Genomic DNA, 14,120 nt, shown 5'->3' on the forward strand with positions numbered 1-14,120 from the left:
GTGCCCGGCAATGTAGCATCTGCCGCAGGCTTCAGTGCAGACGCGGCGCCTTGGATTTGAACGCGTCGTCCACACAATCGAGCAACTGGCCGATGGCCCAGGGCTTCTTGATGAACGCCACCGGATGGCGGACGCCAGAGGTTTCCGGCGTTTCATAGCCGGACATGACCATCACCGGTTTTTCCGGCCAGCGCTCGCCCACCAGATTGGCCAGGTCCGCGCCATTGAGGGTGCCGGGCATGGTGATGTCGGTGAGCAGCAGCGCGACTTCCGGCGCGTGCTCTTCCAGGTATTGCGACGCCGCATCGGCACTGGTCTGCGGCTCGACCTTGAAACCTTCCTCCTGAAGAATTTCGCACAGAAACTCCAGAATCAACGGATCGTCTTCCACTACCAGAATCAACCCGCCAGGAAGGTGCGCGCTCGACGTCGGAATTGGACACATGAACTGGCACTCCCTGAATTGCATGAACGATTTAGCGGCATGATCCCGCTGCTTATCTGGTATGAGCAGCGCCTTGTACATAAATTCATTTTTGATACAGGTCTTTTCGATAACGTCGCTCGGCGGGCCATCGCCACGGCGCTTTTGTGGTTAAAATGCCCGCCCTTTTGCTGGCCGATCCCGATTGATGAACCCTCAAGCCCTCGCCGTTCTCCACGCCCACCTGCTCACCGCGCTGACCTCGGCCCCGGCCGAAACCCGGCGCCTGTTCCATGGTCGTGGACGCTGCTGGCCGGGGCTGGAGCAAGTCACCGTGGACTGGCTGCAAGGCGTGGTGCTGGTGTCGCTGTTCAAGGAACCCGAGGCTTCGCAACTGGAAGACCTCAAGCGTCTGTTGCTGGAAATCACCGGTTCGGAGCAATGGCAGCAGTCCGGCGCACATACCCTGCTGATCCAGCACCGTTACCTGCCGCAAAGCACCGCCGAATGGCTGCTGGGGGAAGAAATCGAGGAGATGACCATCGTCGAGGGCGGCCTGAAATACCGCGTGGATCTGGGCCGCAAACAGAACGCCGGGCTGTTCCTCGACATGCGCTACGGCCGCAACTGGGTGCGCGAGCAAGCAGCCGGCAAACGGGTGTTGAACCTGTTCGCCTACACCTGCGGTTTTTCGGTGGCGGCCATCGAGGGCGGTGCCAGCCATGTGGTCAACCTCGACATGTCCCGTGCCGCACTGAGCCGGGGCCGCGACAATCACCGTCTCAACGGGCATGACCTGAGCAAGGTGAGTTTCCTCGGCCACGACCTGTTCAAGTCCTGGGGCAAAGTGATCAACAGCGGCCCCTATGATCTGGTGATCATCGACCCGCCGTCATTCCAGAAAGGCAGCTTCCTGCTGACCAAGGATTACCAGCGTGTCCTGCGCCGCCTGCCGGAACTGCTGACGGCACAGGGCACGGTGCTGGCGTGCATGAACGATCCGTCGTTCGGTCCGGATTTCCTGATCGACGGCGTCACCCAGGAAGCGCCGAGCCTGCGTTTCGATCAGCGACTGGAGAACCCGCCGGAGTTTCCGGATATCGAACCTGAGAGCGGTCTTAAGGCGCTACTGTTCAAGCAGATCGGCTGATCCTGCTCAGCGCGGGCGCAGGACCAGCGCAAACAACTCGCCATGCCCGGTGACGTTGAGCTTGTGATAAAGGTTGCGCCGATGGACCTTCACCGTCTCCGGCGAAATGTTCATGTGCTGAGCCATGGCCTTGCTGGAAAAACCCTGGAGAATCAGGCGCGCCGTGTCGATTTCGCGTGCGGTCAGCCGCGCGTCGAAACGGTCCAGCAATGCCGCAATATCGCCGACCGGCGCCTCGACCGTCGCCCCTTGCGGTGGCATCAACTGCACGTGCCGGCGCATCGCTGACAACACCCAGTCCCGCACGCAAAGCAGACGTCCCTGCTCTTGCAAACTGAACGCCGTCGAGCGGCCCATCGATAAACCCAGCACGCCTGCGTCGATGTTGACCATGAACTGCAGCTCATCCGCGCCGACCACCGAACGGAAGTAGCTCAGGTAGTACTCGCTGTGCAGAAACTGGTCCGGCGCCACGGCCGCGAGGCTGTGCAAACCGTCGGCGATCCCGGCGACGACGGCCTGGTAGAACGGATCGAGCAGGTACATGCCGGTACAGTAACCGGCCAGTTCTTCCTGCTCGTCGGCGCGCCCCTTGCTGTCGAAGTCGATCAGCAATTGCGGCGGGCGCCCCGCCTGCATCACCGCCACCAGCGCATTGTCCAGAGGCACCAGCAGCCGCACCGTATCGACCAGCGCCCGCCAGAAGCCGTCCTGACCCACCGTGGCGAACACTCGCGACAGGCTCTGATGCACCGGCAATTCCTGCAGCAACGCGTCCACGCTCTACCCCTTTGGAGTAACCCATGATGGGAATGGGTCTGACATGGCCTGCCCGATAGGCTGACCACTCCTGTTCATCACCGGCCTGCCAACAGGCCAGGAGTGCCGCATCATGCGTTGTCATCGTGGGTATATCAACCTGGGCCTGGCGGGCGTCGTGTCCGTCGCACTGACCGCGCAAGCGGCCGAAGCGCCGAGCGTGCATGTTTACAACTGGTACGACTACATCGGCCCGAACACCCTGCATGATTTCAAGCGCGACAGCGGCATCGAACCGGTCTACGACACCTTCGACAGCGCCGAAGTGCTGGAAGGCAAACTGATGACCAGCCACAGCGGCTACGACGTGGTGGTGGCGAGCAACTTCAGTCTGCCGACCCTGATCAAGGCCGGCGCCCTCGCCCCACTACCCCGCAATCAACTGCCGGGCTGGAAGAATCTCGACAACGATCTGCTGAGCAAACTGGCCAATAACGATCCCGGCAATCAGTACGCCGTACCGTATCTGTGGGGCACCAACGGCATTGGCTACAACGTCGACAAGGTGCGCGCCGTACTGGGCGACAAGGCGCCGGTGGATTCCTGGGATCTGGTGTTCAAGGAAGAGAACCTGGCCAAGCTCGGCGAGTGCGGCGTGGCGATGCTCGATTCACCGTCGGAAATGCTCCCGGTCGCGCTGCACTATCTCGGCCTGCCGCCCAACAGCACCAACGCCGAGGACTATCAGAAAGCCGAAGCGCTGCTGCTGAAACTGCGCCCGCACATCGCCTACTTCAATTCATCCAAATTCATCAGCGACCTGTCCAACGGCAACATCTGCGTGGCGGTCGGCTGGTCCGGCGCGATGCTCGAAGCCAAGACCAACGCCGAGCAGGCCGGCAACGGTGTGAAGATCCAGTACAGCCTGCCGAAAGAAGGCGCGCCGGTGTGGTTCGACACGCTGGTGCTGCTCAAGGACGCGCCGCATCCGACCCAGGGCCTGGCGTTCATCGACTACCTGCTGCGACCCGAGGTGATTGCGCCGGTCAGCGATCACCTCTCCTACCCCAACGGCAACCGCGCCGCCACTGCGCTGGTCGCCGAAGCCACCCGCGACAACCCGGCGGTGTATCCGTCTGCCACGGCGATGGCCACGCTGTTCACCCTCGAGCCTCTGCCCAAAGCCACCGAACGGGTGCGCACGCGGGTCTGGAGCAAGGTCAAGAACGGTCAATAATCAAAAATGAACAGAGAAGAGAACGCCATGAAACCACGTGCCCGCGACCTCGACATCCGCATCGGACAGCTGCAACCCGGCCCGCTCAACGCCATCACCGACGTACCCGGCGTGCGGGTCGGCCACAGCAATGTGCGGGGGCAAAGCGCCGTCGGACGCGACATCTGCACCGGCGTCACCCTGATCGAACCTCGCGTCGGATCGACCAATGCACAACCGTGTTTTGCCGGCGTTCACGTACTCAACGGCAACGGTGATGCGACGGGGCTGGAATGGATTCGCGAGGCCGGCCTGCTGACCAGTCCGATCGCCTTCACCAACACCCACAGCCTTGGCGTGGTGCGCGATGCCTTGATCGAACTGGATCGCGCGCAGCAACCGGACGACGGTCGTCTCTACTGGAACATGCCGGTGGTGCTGGAAACCTTCGATGGTTTGCTCAACGACATCAACGGCTTTCACGTGAAGCCCGAACACGTGGCCGAAGCCATGAACACTGCGCAGGACGGCCCGGTGCAGGAAGGCGCAGTGGGCGGTGGCAGCGGCATGATCTGCCATGAATTCAAAGGCGGAATCGGCACCGCATCACGCCGATTGAGCAAGGCCGAGGGCGGCTGGACGGTGGGGGCCATCGTCCAGGCCAACCATGGAATTCGCAGCGAACTGCGGGTCGACGGCTACCCGGTCGGGCGTTACATGGAACAAGTGGATTCGCCGTTCCTGCGCGCTTCGCTGCCGCATCCGGGTATGGGTTCGATTGTGGTGTGCCTGGCCACCGATGCGCCGTTGTTGCCGCATCAATGCACGCGGCTGGCGCAACGGGCGAGCCTTGGTCTGGCGCGTACCGGTGGTGGCAACGAAGACCACAGCGGTGACATTTTCATTGCCTTCGCCACCGGCAACGGCCACATCCCGCCCGCCGCCTATGAAGGCAAAGGCGCGTCGACCTGTGACGGCTTGCGGATGGTCAACAACGACCACATCAGCGAGCTGTTTCTGGCGGCGACCGAGGCGGTTGAAGAAGCGATCATCAACGCCCTGCTTGCCAGCGACAGCACCCAAGGCAACGGACATTCGGTGCCGGGGCTGGATGCCGCGACCCTGCTCGCCGCCCTCGAAAAAGCCGGTTGGCCGGGTGCTCGCTGAAACTGTTTCCAAAGAGCTTCAGCGAAACAGCCCTTGTCCGAGTTCGCGTGCTGCCTGCAGCTGGATCGCAGGATCGCTCGACTCGGACTCCAGCAACAACGCCGAGCCCGCCACCGTCGCCCCGCAGTAATCGAAAATCCCGTGATCGATCTGCGCCTTCATCGCCGTGCCGTAGCCGTGGCGTTCGTAGGTGCGTGCATCCGCCCCGCCGAGTGCAATCAGTTGCACACGCAGTCGTCCGAGTTTCTTGCGCGTCGAATCGCCGTCGAAATCAAACGCCCAGCCATTGCTGAACACCCGATCGATCCAGCCTTTGAGCAGCGCCGGCATCGACCACCAGAACACCGGATACACCAGCACCAGCACATCGGCGCGGTCGATGCGTGCCTGTTCGGCCAGGACGTCTGCCGGCGGTGCTGACTCACGGTGATGCACCGCCCAGTCGGCCACGCCGAAACGCGGGTCGAATTTCTCGGCGTGCAAGTCAGCAATTTCGAAGGTGTTGGACGGATCGTTCTCCGACAGGCCTTTGGCGATTTTCTGCGCCAGTGCATGAGTCAGCGAACGGGGATCGTCATGAGCCACAACAATCAATGCGTGCATGGGAAGTCTCCGGGTGGTGAATGTTCATCAGGGGCTATATGCTGTTCGCAAGCTACTCTTGGTAAGTTACCTTCAGTAAGTTACGTTTGGTATATAAGCAATGTCAACCACTGAAATCCCCGAATCCGTTCAACCCCGCCGACGCCTGTCCCGGGAAGACCGTCAGCGCCAGTTGCTCGACATGGCCTGGCAATTGATTCGCGAAGAAGGCACCGATGCCCTGACCCTGGGTTATCTGGCGGAAAAGGCCGGCGTGACCAAACCGGTGGTGTATGACCACTTCACCACCCGCGCCGGTTTGCTTGCGGCGCTGTATCAGGATTTCGACAGGCGCCAGACCGCACTGATGGATGCCGCGCTGGACAATTGCGAGGCGACGTTGAGCGGCACTGCCTCGGTGATTGCTACGTCGTATATCGATTGTGTGCTGACTCAGGGCAACGAGATTCCCGGGGTGATTGCCGCCCTGGCCAGCACGCCGGAACTGGAGAAGATCAAGCGCGAGTACGAGGCGATTTTCCTGGAAAAGTGCCGTCGTGTACTGTCGCCGTTCGCTGACGGAGGCGACATTACCCAGGCGGGACTGCGCGCCATGCTCGGTGCCGCCGAGGCGTTGTCTCAAGCTGCGGCCACCGACGAAATCAGCGCGGCGCAAGCCCGCGACGAGTTGTTTGCAACCATCACCGCGATGGTCGAAAGGGCCGCCGCCAGCGCCGCAAAGCAAGTGACTGACGGTACTTGAGACCGCCCGGGCACCTTCCTAGGATGGAGATACGCAGCCGCTTGGTTCACCAAACCGCTGCGTAGGTGCGGGTGCCCTGAACCCCAATCAAGCCCGCACCTTGTTTCACGCGCATCTTGAGCCTCACGGGCTCTACTTCCTCCCCATCAAAGAGTCTTGAGGCTCTTTTTTTGTCCCTGAAAATCAGCGTTCCGGTTCGCGGCGGATCGAGCGCCACGTGGCCTGCGCCAGCAATTCGCGATAAGCCTTCGGACTGCCCTGCACTCTTCCCGACAACCACGCGCGGCAATAGCTGTCGGCCTGACCGACGATCAGCGACGGCAGCAATTCGGCCGGGCAATCATTGAGCTCGGCGGCGCGTCCGGATTCGCTCAGCCAGGTGCGCAGACCCTGGTTGCGCGTTCTGTTACGGTCGGCGAGTTCGTCCTTGTGCGGCCCCCGGGTCACGGCATAACGCGCGTGATACTGGAACCGCGCCCATTCCGGCTGGTTTTCCACCCAGTCCACATAGCTGTAGACCAGCGCCTGCACGCCCTCCTCGGTCGTTGTCGCCTCGGCCAGATAGGCGTCACGCAAGCGCGCCTGATCTTCCAGCGCAGTGAAAAACAACGCGGCCACCAGCCCTTCCTTGTTGCCGAAGTGGTGGTAGATCGCGCCGACGCTGGTGTCGCACTCGGCGCGGATCATTTCGATGGTGGTGGCCTCGATCCCCTGTTCGTTGAACAGGCGCAGGGCCTTGCGAAAGATGTCGCGCTTGAGTTCGGCCCGGCGTCCGGGGTAGCTGCGCTCGAGTAGATCTGCGGTGTCCATGGGGTTGAAGGCCTGGTAAATCCGGTTGTAAGGCACGCCCGTGCCGGTAATCGAAACGCGCCTAGGTTGACAGATTTCCCACGGACAGAATACCGTTCCGTTACAGAACAATATTCTGTAACGGAACATCATTCTGTAAATTCTCCTAATCGCGAGGCTTCACCATGAGTCAGTTTCTCAGCATGTTCACCAGCGCCGGCCCCGAAGCGTTCAGCCAGATGGCCTGTCAGGTCGCGCCGTATTTCAGCAGCATCAATCCGTTGGTCAGCGAGCTGCGCGCAGGCTCGGCGACGGTGCAGGTGCCGTTCCGCCGCGAGATCACCAACCACCTCGGCACCGTACACGCCATCGCCATGTGCAATGCCGCTGAGCTCGCGGCCGGGATGATGACGGACGTGTCGATTCCCGCCGGCGCCCGCTGGATTCCCAAAGGCATGACCGTCGAATACCTGGCCAAGGCCAAATCCGATGTCACAGCCGTGGCCAATGGCGAAGGGCTGGACTGGCAGACCGAAGGCGACAAGATCGTGCCGGTGGACATCCACGACACCGAGGGCAAGAAGGTGTTCACGGCGCGAATCACCATGAACGTGAAGCTGTCCTGAAATCACGGGCACAAAAAAAGCCCTTGTTGCGGTCATTCGCAACAAGGGCTTTTTTGCCGTTGGCCGGATCAGTGCACGGTCAGGCGCTGGCGGACAAATTCTTCGGTGTGACGGGTGATTTGATCCAGATGCCGGTCGCGCTGTTTTTCGGCATCGACCATTGCCCGTTTGCCGTGCTTCTGCAGCAGATAGGTGTGGATCTGCTGCACTTCCAGCGAGCGGTAGATCGGCGTGGTGTCGATAAAACCGCGCAAACCGTTGCTGCGGTAATGCCGGGTGCTCATCAGCACCTGAGTCTCCAGCTGGCCCAGCACCTCAAAGCCCAGCGCTTCGAAATACGGGACTTTACCCACGCTGCACGTCAGCTCGGCATGGGGGTAACGCGTCACCATGTCGGCGATCAACGCCCGGGCCACGCCCTGACGGCGGTACGGCTGCTGTACCGCCAGGTACGCCACATTGCACGCTTCCCAGTCGCCCTGCACCGGCAAGTACAACAGGAAGCCGATCACCTGCTCCGGATCATCGTCGTCGGTGGCCACCAGCAACTCCACTTCGGTGCCCTTCTCGCCGTTCAGCGCCTCCAGATACAAATGCACCTCGTAGCCGACCGCGTACTGATAGACGTTGTACAGCAGGTTGCTCGGGCCGAGACCGATCGCGCTGATGTCGGTCAGGTAGTCGACCACCATTTGCAGGATCTGGCTGTTGACGCCTTCGGGGCACGGGGATTTGTAGTGGGTGATGCGGGGCATGGCGGGTGAACTCCGGCGGTAAAACACAGGTTGCCACCGGGCTGACCGTGGCAAACGCCGACATCATACCGCGCCCGGGCGCGGACACCGGCTAAAGTTGCCCGCACCGCCGCCGATGCAGGCTTTCTCTATTCCGAAATCACGAAGGATCGTCCGATGTACTACCCGCGCGAAGCCCAAAGGGATCATCTCTACAACCGTATCGTGATGTTGACTGTCGCATGCTGTGTAGTGTTGCTGCTGGCCGGCATGGCCCGCCATCAGGGCATTCGTTATGGTCTGTTGCAGTTCAACGCCATGGAAGTCAGCGGCACCGTCACGCAACTGGAAGAGATCCGGATGAACCGGAACGGCAAGATCCTTCACTACCGCTACACCGACGATCAGGGGCAGAGCCACGAAGATCAGTTCGTCGACGAGCGCTACGCCGAGCACACGCAATATGAAGTGGGCGGGCCGATCCCTCTGCTGGTTTCACGATGGCTGCCGGAGAAGAACGCCATTGCCGCCGAACTGCACAGCTACCGTCCGGGCTTCTACATCATGACCGGCGGCCTGTTGCTCGGGGTATTGTTCCTGCTGATCTCGGGCAGGACGTTCTGGCAGATCCAGGCCATGAAAGAAGAAGATCGTTTCTACTGATTCATCCTCTTTTTCCGGCGCCGTTCCTGACAAAAATTTCATCCGGCCGGCGTCGGATCTTTCGCCGATTTGGCGTCCAATTCTTCAACTGCGTTCATTTTCCCGACGCAGGTCCTGAGGAGTTGTCATGAACGTTCTGCGTTCCCTGTTGAAATGGCGAAAAGCCCTGCTGCTGGTGCCGCTGACGCTGGCCGCGCTGGCCAGTTCCCCCGTGTTTGCCCAACCCGAAATGATCATCCGCGAAGCACCGCCACCGATGCGCATGGAACCGATGCCCGGTCCACGGGCAGGTTACGCCTGGGATCGCGGCCACTGGCGCTGGGAAGGCCGGGGTTATGTCTGGATGCCCGGTCACTGGCAACCGGTGCGTCACCGCGGCGCACGCTGGGAACCGGGCCACTGGCAGGCGCGCGGACCGAACTGGTACTGGATTGAAGGCCATTGGGTGCGTTGATCGCGCAACCGTCCGCCAACGTTACCCACCAGGAACATCACCATGTCGAAAATCATAAAAACCTTGCTGACCGCCACGCTGGTGGCAATCACCCTGTCGGGCTGTGTCGTCGAACCGGCCCGCCCGCACCGACCACCGCCTATCGTAGAGGTCGTTCCGGCGATGCCTGCACCGGGTTATCACTGGGTCGCCGGGCATTACCGCTGGGCCGGCAACCAATGGCGCTGGGTGCCGGGGCACTGGCGGGCGTATTGAGTCCGGTCACTGGGCCGGTGCAACGACCTTGAACTTGATCGCGATGTCGTTCGAAACCACGGTGTCGGCCCACTCGCCGGCACCGAGGCCGAAGGCATCGCGCTTGAGTACCAGTTCACCGTCGAAGATGCCGATGCTGTTATCCGGTTTCAGATGCACCGGCACCTGTACTTCATGGGTGATGCCTTTGAGGGTTAGACGGCCGGCCACCAGGTAATGGTTTTCATCGACCCGGCTGAAACCGGTCGATTCGAACACTGCCGTCGGAAACTTTTGTGTGTCGAACCACGCCGGTTTCACCAGTTCGGTATTGGCGTCTTCGCTGCCGGCGTCGATGCTCGTGAGGTCAATGTGCAATGTGGTGCGGGCGTTGCTCAGATTGGCAGTGTCGAAATCCAGCGTCGCGTCGAACTTGCCGAATGTGCCGTACATCCGCGAGCCCATCTGGTTGTAGGTGAAGCTGATCTGGCTGGCGGCGGTATTGACCCGGGTGTACTCCACCGCCTGCGCCGTCGGCATGACGATCAGGCAACACACGGCAGCCAACAACAATCGAATCGACATGGGATGCTCCGGCGCCTCGGTGGGCCTCGATTGACTTAAGCAAACAACCGCCGCTTACGCCACTCCGTCCGGCATGTGCGCTTTCAGGTAACCGATCAACGCCGTCACCTTGGGCGATGGCAGATGCTCGCGAGCCGTGACCGCATTGAGATCCTGCGGCGGGCCGATCCACTCCGGCAACACCCGGATCAGGCGTCCGGCCTGCACATCCGCTTGCATGCTCTGGTCCATCGCCAGGCTCAGTCCCTCGCCTGCCAGTAACGCGTCGTGCAACAGCGCCGGGTCGTTGGCCAGGATGGAGGGTTCGACACGATAATCTCTCAGTCGCCCCCCTTCCCGACGCAAAGGCCAGACATAACCGACATCGCGCCGGGCCTGATGCAGCGTCAACGTCTGATGGTGAAGCAATTCTTCCGGAGTTTGCGGCGTACCGTGGCGGGCGAGGTATTCCGGGGCCGCGTAAATGCCCGTGGCAAAACTGGCCAGCCGCCGGGCGATCAGGCTCGAATCCGGCATTGCTCCCAGCCGCAGTGCGACGTCGATCTCCTCGCCCACCAGATCCATCGGCACATGAGACGCCAGAATCTCCAGACGAATCTCCGGATACGCCTGACGAAACCCGGCCAGCAACGGTGCAAACCAGCTCACCCCGAATGAAAACGGCACCGTCACCCGCAACCAGCCACGGGGTCCGTCACGCAATTGATGCACCGCCCGTTCGGCGTGCTCGAGCGTCTCGGCGATGGATTTGCACTGCTCGTAATACACCGCGCCGGCCTCGGTCAGGCTCAACTGCCGGGTGGTGCGACGCAGCAGTTGCACCCCGATAGCCTGCTCCAGCTCGCGCACCCGGCGGCTGACCGTGGTCTTCGGTATCTGCAAGGCATGGGCGGCGGCGGTGAAACTGCCGAGGCGCACCACGCAGACAAACACCAGCGTGTCGTTCAAGTCACGGATCATTTCGGGCCTGCCTGAGAACAATCAACTGTGCCACCCATGGCACATTTCATGCCGCGATTATGGGCTAATCAGCTGAGACCCTGCGACCTAATATCGGTGCTCCCTCTCGGAGAACTATCCATGAACCTCAACGAATACGCCGAACATGACGGCATCGGCCTCGCGCAACTGGTTGCGTCGGGCGAAGTCCACGCCAAAGAGCTGACCGCTCTGGCCATCGAAGCGATACAGCAGGTCAACCCGGCGATCAACGCCGTCATCGAGCACTGGACACCGACCGCGACCACGGGCAGCGGCCCCCTGGCCGGGGTGCCGTTTCTGATCAAGGACCTGGCGATCACCGCAGCCGGGCGACGCAATGAACTGGGCAGCCGCCTCGCCCAAGGCCTGGTCGCGCAAAGCGACTCCAGTCTGATGCAGCGCTTCAACGCCGCCGGGCTCATCACCCTGGGCCGAACTACCACGCCGGAAATGGCGTTCAGCACCGAAACCGACTCCGTCCTGCAAGGCTCGACCCGCAACCCGTGGAACCCGCAACTTTCCGCCGGGGGCTCAAGCGGTGGTGCCGGTGCGGCGGTCGCAGCGGGCATCGTGCCGATCGCCCATGCCACCGACGCGGCAGGATCGATCCGCGTTCCGGCCGCCTTCAACGGGCTGGTGGGCCTCAAGCCGACGCGCGGCCGCAGCTCTCACGGGCCATTGATGGACGAGGTGTTTGCCGGGTTCGGCGTGCAATTGGGCGTGTCGCGGACGGTGCGCGACAGCGCGGCGCTGATGGATGTGGTGCAGGGCTGTGCGCCGGGAGATCCTTATTACACGGCGGCACCGGCCGAAGGCTTTCTGGCTCAGGTCGGCCGCGATCCCGGACGCTTGCGTATCGGTTTGCTCGATGCTCCGTGGAACGGGGCCAGCGTCGATCTCGAGATCAGTGATGCCACCGCCCGTGTTGCCCGAGAGCTTGAATCCCTCGGCCATCAGGTTGAAAGCGTCCGGGCGCCGCTCGGCCTGTCGTGGGAGGCGCTCGTCGAGGCCAACGCGCACATCTGGTGTGCGAGCCTGGTGCGCTGGATTGACCATCTCGCCGCTGCGACCCGGCGTCCTGTCGATCGCAGCACCCTGGAACCGGCCACCCTCGCCTGTTACGCATTTGGTCAGCAATCGCGCGGTATGGACTTTGCCGCCGCGCTGGAAGTGCGCAACAGCGTCGCCCGTCAGGTGGCCGCGTGGTTCGGGTCCATCGACATCCTGCTGACCCCGACCCTGCCGCAACTGCCGCAAGCCATCGGTCTCTACAATCGCGGCGCCGACACGCTGGATGGCCTGCAATGGACGGCGCGAGTGTTCGAGCATTCGCCCTTCACCCCGGTGTTCAACGTTGCGGGAACACCGGCCATCTCCCTCCCATTGGGGATGTCGCACAGCGGCCTGCCGATCGGTGTGCAACTGGCGGCACGCTTCGGGGCTGACGATGTTCTGTTGCGTCTGGCCGCACAACTGGAGCGGGCGTTGCCGTGGCATCACCAGCGGCCGCTGATTCACGCTGGCCGCTGAAAGCAAAAAGGGCCGTTCCTCCGGGAACGGCCCTGCGTTTTCTGACGGTCAGTCTTACACCAGCCGCTCGATTTTCTGATGCTGCCAGACCAGTTTGTAATACAGCGTCTGCAGTACCAGCATCCCCAGATACGCCACCGGAAACGCCATCCACACGCCCTGCAAACCAAACTGCCCGTCCAGCCAGTACGCCGCCGGCAACTGCACGCCGACCACGCAAATGATCGCGATGGCCACCGGCACCAGCACCGTGCCGCTGGCACGCATGATGCCGCCGATGATCGCCTGGAAGCCGAAGATCAGCAGGCTCCACAGCATGATGTGCAGCAGATGTTCGGCCATGGCCCGGGTCGAGTCTTCGGTCAGGAACAGCCCCAGCAGCCAGTGCGACAACAGGTAACCGAGCACGATCAGGCCACCGGTCAGGCACACATTGATCCACAACCCGGTGCGCAGGATCGGCCCCATCCGTTCCAGCCGTCCGGCACCGATCGCCTGCGCGCCGAGGATCGACGCGGTGATCGCAATCGACAGCGCCGGAAACTGCACGTAGTTGACGATCTGCGTCACCGCACCGTAGGCCGCCGTCGCCTGGGAGCCGTGCTGGTTGACCAGCGCCAGAATCACCATCTCCGACAGCGACAACACAATCATCTGCACCCCGGTCGGCAGGCCGATGCGCAACACCTTGCCGAGAATCTCGCCATCCAGGCGCAACGACGCAAAGAACTCCCGGTCCGGTGCCAGCGGATGGCCTTTGCGGATCAGGCTCCACGCCAGCCACGCCATCGCCGCCAGCGTACCGGCCAGACCGGCGAACGCCGCGCTCTGAATGCCCAGTTGCGGCAAGCCGAACCAGCCGCGAATGAACGCCGGGGTCAGCGCCAGACCGACAACGGTCGACAGCAGCAGAGCGAGCATCGGCGACAGCGTGTCGCTCACCCCGCGCAACAGCTGAGTGAACAGCACGTACACCAGCACAAACGGCAAGGTCCACATCATCACCCGGGCGTAGGAAACCGCATCATCCAGTACGTCCGCCGGCGTGCCCAACCCCTGCAATGCCTGACGCGCAAACACACTGCCAAACACCGCCGCGACCAGCCCGATCAACACCCCCAGCAACAGCGTCGCCCCGGCAATCGCCTTCACCATATGCGACTCACGCGCGCCCCAAGCCTGACCGATCAACACCCCTGCCCCGGCCCCCAGGCCGATGACCAGCGCGATGAAGAAAAAGATGATCGGAAACATCCCCGACACCGCCGCCAGCGCTTGAGTGCCGAGCATCTGGCCGATGTAGATGCTGTTGACCGTGCCCGACATGGATTGCAGGAAGTTCGACAGCACCATGGGGGCGAGGAACAGCAGGTAGGTTTTCCAGAGGGGGGGGGACAATGCCTTCACTCCATAAAATTTCACACTTCACAACCGCAAACATAGCACACACTAATGCGCCACCT

General features: G+C 62.1%; 17 protein-coding genes. 9 read left to right on the forward strand and 8 right to left on the reverse strand.

What is annotated here, in order from left to right; genetic code table 11:
- Nucleotides 1-31: 31 nt before the first annotated feature.
- On the reverse strand, nt 32-445 hold the full coding sequence (locus M5B98_RS05570; RefSeq protein WP_248742110.1) for a response regulator: 414 nt from the start codon (nt 443-445) through the stop codon (nt 32-34).
- A 187-nt stretch (nt 446-632) separates the two neighbouring features.
- Here M5B98_RS05570 and M5B98_RS05575 point away from each other — a divergent pair, with 187 nt between their 5' ends.
- Nucleotides 633-1,574 (forward strand): class I SAM-dependent methyltransferase, encoded by a 942-nt coding sequence (locus tag M5B98_RS05575; RefSeq protein ID WP_248742111.1) that lies wholly within the window; start codon nt 633-635, stop codon nt 1,572-1,574.
- Nucleotides 1,575-1,580: 6 nt separating this feature from the next.
- Here the strand turns inward: M5B98_RS05575 and M5B98_RS05580 are convergent, their stop codons facing one another.
- Nucleotides 1,581-2,354, reverse strand: a complete 774-nt coding sequence (locus M5B98_RS05580; RefSeq protein ID WP_248742112.1) for a helix-turn-helix transcriptional regulator — start codon at nt 2,352-2,354, stop codon at nt 1,581-1,583.
- Between the two features lie 112 nt (nt 2,355-2,466).
- Between M5B98_RS05580 and M5B98_RS05585 the strand changes: the two genes are divergently transcribed.
- Together M5B98_RS05585 and M5B98_RS05590 are read left to right on the forward strand one after the other, a co-directional pair.
- Nucleotides 2,467-3,570: a polyamine ABC transporter substrate-binding protein gene (locus tag M5B98_RS05585; protein WP_248742113.1), complete on the forward strand. Its 1,104-nt coding sequence runs from the start codon at nt 2,467-2,469 to the stop codon at nt 3,568-3,570.
- A 27-nt stretch (nt 3,571-3,597) separates the two neighbouring features.
- A complete protein-coding gene (locus M5B98_RS05590) occupies nt 3,598-4,716 on the forward strand; it encodes a P1 family peptidase (protein WP_248742114.1) in 1,119 nt (372 codons plus the stop codon).
- A gap of 18 nt (nt 4,717-4,734) precedes the next feature.
- Here the strand turns inward: M5B98_RS05590 and M5B98_RS05595 are convergent, their stop codons facing one another.
- On the reverse strand, nt 4,735-5,319 hold the full coding sequence (locus M5B98_RS05595) for an NAD(P)H-dependent oxidoreductase (protein ID WP_248742115.1): 585 nt from the start codon (nt 5,317-5,319) through the stop codon (nt 4,735-4,737).
- Nucleotides 5,320-5,419: 100 nt separating this feature from the next.
- Between M5B98_RS05595 and M5B98_RS05600 the strand changes: the two genes are divergently transcribed.
- A complete protein-coding gene (locus M5B98_RS05600; protein ID WP_248742116.1) occupies nt 5,420-6,061 on the forward strand; it encodes a TetR/AcrR family transcriptional regulator in 642 nt (213 codons plus the stop codon).
- Nucleotides 6,062-6,244: 183 nt separating this feature from the next.
- Here the strand turns inward: M5B98_RS05600 and M5B98_RS05605 are convergent, their stop codons facing one another.
- The gene (locus M5B98_RS05605; RefSeq protein ID WP_248742117.1) at nt 6,245-6,871 is read right to left on the reverse strand and encodes a TetR/AcrR family transcriptional regulator; all 627 of its coding nucleotides are present in this window, start codon (nt 6,869-6,871) and stop codon (nt 6,245-6,247) included.
- 164 nt (nt 6,872-7,035) lie between these two features.
- Between M5B98_RS05605 and M5B98_RS05610 the strand changes: the two genes are divergently transcribed.
- Nucleotides 7,036-7,476 carry a hotdog fold domain-containing protein gene (locus M5B98_RS05610; RefSeq protein WP_248742118.1) on the forward strand — a complete coding sequence of 147 codons (441 nt, stop codon included), beginning with the start codon at nt 7,036-7,038 and terminating at the stop codon, nt 7,474-7,476.
- Nucleotides 7,477-7,544: 68 nt separating this feature from the next.
- On the opposite strand, the gene M5B98_RS05615 is transcribed toward M5B98_RS05610, so the two are convergent.
- Nucleotides 7,545-8,231 carry a GNAT family N-acetyltransferase gene (locus M5B98_RS05615; RefSeq protein WP_248742119.1) on the reverse strand — a complete coding sequence of 229 codons (687 nt, stop codon included), beginning with the start codon at nt 8,229-8,231 and terminating at the stop codon, nt 7,545-7,547.
- Between the two features lie 156 nt (nt 8,232-8,387).
- On the opposite strand from M5B98_RS05615, the gene M5B98_RS05620 reads away from it, so the two are divergent.
- The 3 genes from M5B98_RS05620 to M5B98_RS05630 all read left to right on the forward strand — a co-directional run bounded on the left by M5B98_RS05620 (nt 8,388) and on the right by M5B98_RS05630 (nt 9,582).
- Complete coding sequence (locus M5B98_RS05620; protein WP_248740762.1) at nt 8,388-8,873, forward strand: DUF3592 domain-containing protein; 486 nt, start codon at nt 8,388-8,390, stop codon at nt 8,871-8,873.
- 127 nt (nt 8,874-9,000) lie between these two features.
- Complete coding sequence (locus tag M5B98_RS05625) at nt 9,001-9,327, forward strand: YXWGXW repeat-containing protein (RefSeq protein ID WP_248742120.1); 327 nt, start codon at nt 9,001-9,003, stop codon at nt 9,325-9,327.
- A 42-nt stretch (nt 9,328-9,369) separates the two neighbouring features.
- A complete protein-coding gene (locus M5B98_RS05630) occupies nt 9,370-9,582 on the forward strand; it encodes a YXWGXW repeat-containing protein (protein ID WP_248742121.1) in 213 nt (70 codons plus the stop codon).
- A 6-nt stretch (nt 9,583-9,588) separates the two neighbouring features.
- On the opposite strand, the gene M5B98_RS05635 is transcribed toward M5B98_RS05630, so the two are convergent.
- Together M5B98_RS05635 and M5B98_RS05640 are read right to left on the reverse strand one after the other, a co-directional pair.
- Entirely contained in the window at nt 9,589-10,146 is a 558-nt protein-coding gene (locus M5B98_RS05635; RefSeq protein WP_248740760.1) for a YceI family protein, read from the reverse strand.
- A 54-nt stretch (nt 10,147-10,200) separates the two neighbouring features.
- Nucleotides 10,201-11,106, reverse strand: coding sequence for a LysR family transcriptional regulator (locus tag M5B98_RS05640; protein WP_248742122.1), 906 nt, complete (start codon nt 11,104-11,106; stop codon nt 10,201-10,203).
- Nucleotides 11,107-11,226: 120 nt separating this feature from the next.
- On the opposite strand from M5B98_RS05640, the gene M5B98_RS05645 reads away from it, so the two are divergent.
- Nucleotides 11,227-12,657, forward strand: a complete 1,431-nt coding sequence (locus M5B98_RS05645) for an amidase (protein WP_248742123.1) — start codon at nt 11,227-11,229, stop codon at nt 12,655-12,657.
- Nucleotides 12,658-12,711: 54 nt separating this feature from the next.
- Here M5B98_RS05645 and M5B98_RS05650 read toward each other — a convergent pair whose 3' ends face one another.
- A complete protein-coding gene (locus tag M5B98_RS05650; RefSeq protein ID WP_248742176.1) occupies nt 12,712-14,010 on the reverse strand; it encodes an MATE family efflux transporter in 1,299 nt (432 codons plus the stop codon).
- Between the last annotated feature and the right edge of the window lie 110 nt (nt 14,011-14,120).

The organism is Pseudomonas sp. MWU12-3088 (assembly GCF_023242405.1).
Lineage (GTDB): Bacteria > Pseudomonadota > Gammaproteobacteria > Pseudomonadales > Pseudomonadaceae > Aquipseudomonas > Aquipseudomonas kribbensis.

Bases quoted from the DNA above. Each gene is read 5' to 3' on its own strand.
- M5B98_RS05570 (WP_248742110.1), bottom strand. From the start codon at position 445: ATGTGTCCAATTCCGACGTCGAGCGCGCACCTTCCTGGCGGGTTGATT.
- M5B98_RS05575 (WP_248742111.1), top strand. From the start codon at position 633: ATGAACCCTCAAGCCCTCGCCGTTCTCCACGCCCACCTGCTCACCGCG.
- M5B98_RS05585 (WP_248742113.1), top strand. From the start codon at position 2,467: ATGCGTTGTCATCGTGGGTATATCAACCTGGGCCTGGCGGGCGTCGTG.
- M5B98_RS05590 (WP_248742114.1), top strand. From the start codon at position 3,598: ATGAAACCACGTGCCCGCGACCTCGACATCCGCATCGGACAGCTGCAA.
- M5B98_RS05595 (WP_248742115.1), bottom strand. From the start codon at position 5,319: ATGCACGCATTGATTGTTGTGGCTCATGACGATCCCCGTTCGCTGACT.
- M5B98_RS05600 (WP_248742116.1), top strand. From the start codon at position 5,420: ATGTCAACCACTGAAATCCCCGAATCCGTTCAACCCCGCCGACGCCTG.
- M5B98_RS05605 (WP_248742117.1), bottom strand. From the start codon at position 6,871: ATGGACACCGCAGATCTACTCGAGCGCAGCTACCCCGGACGCCGGGCC.
- M5B98_RS05610 (WP_248742118.1), top strand. From the start codon at position 7,036: ATGAGTCAGTTTCTCAGCATGTTCACCAGCGCCGGCCCCGAAGCGTTC.
- M5B98_RS05615 (WP_248742119.1), bottom strand. From the start codon at position 8,231: ATGCCCCGCATCACCCACTACAAATCCCCGTGCCCCGAAGGCGTCAAC.
- M5B98_RS05620 (WP_248740762.1), top strand. From the start codon at position 8,388: ATGTACTACCCGCGCGAAGCCCAAAGGGATCATCTCTACAACCGTATC.
- M5B98_RS05625 (WP_248742120.1), top strand. From the start codon at position 9,001: ATGAACGTTCTGCGTTCCCTGTTGAAATGGCGAAAAGCCCTGCTGCTG.
- M5B98_RS05630 (WP_248742121.1), top strand. From the start codon at position 9,370: ATGTCGAAAATCATAAAAACCTTGCTGACCGCCACGCTGGTGGCAATC.
- M5B98_RS05635 (WP_248740760.1), bottom strand. From the start codon at position 10,146: ATGTCGATTCGATTGTTGTTGGCTGCCGTGTGTTGCCTGATCGTCATG.
- M5B98_RS05640 (WP_248742122.1), bottom strand. From the start codon at position 11,106: ATGATCCGTGACTTGAACGACACGCTGGTGTTTGTCTGCGTGGTGCGC.
- M5B98_RS05645 (WP_248742123.1), top strand. From the start codon at position 11,227: ATGAACCTCAACGAATACGCCGAACATGACGGCATCGGCCTCGCGCAA.
- M5B98_RS05650 (WP_248742176.1), bottom strand. From the start codon at position 14,010: ATGGTGCTGTCGAACTTCCTGCAATCCATGTCGGGCACGGTCAACAGC.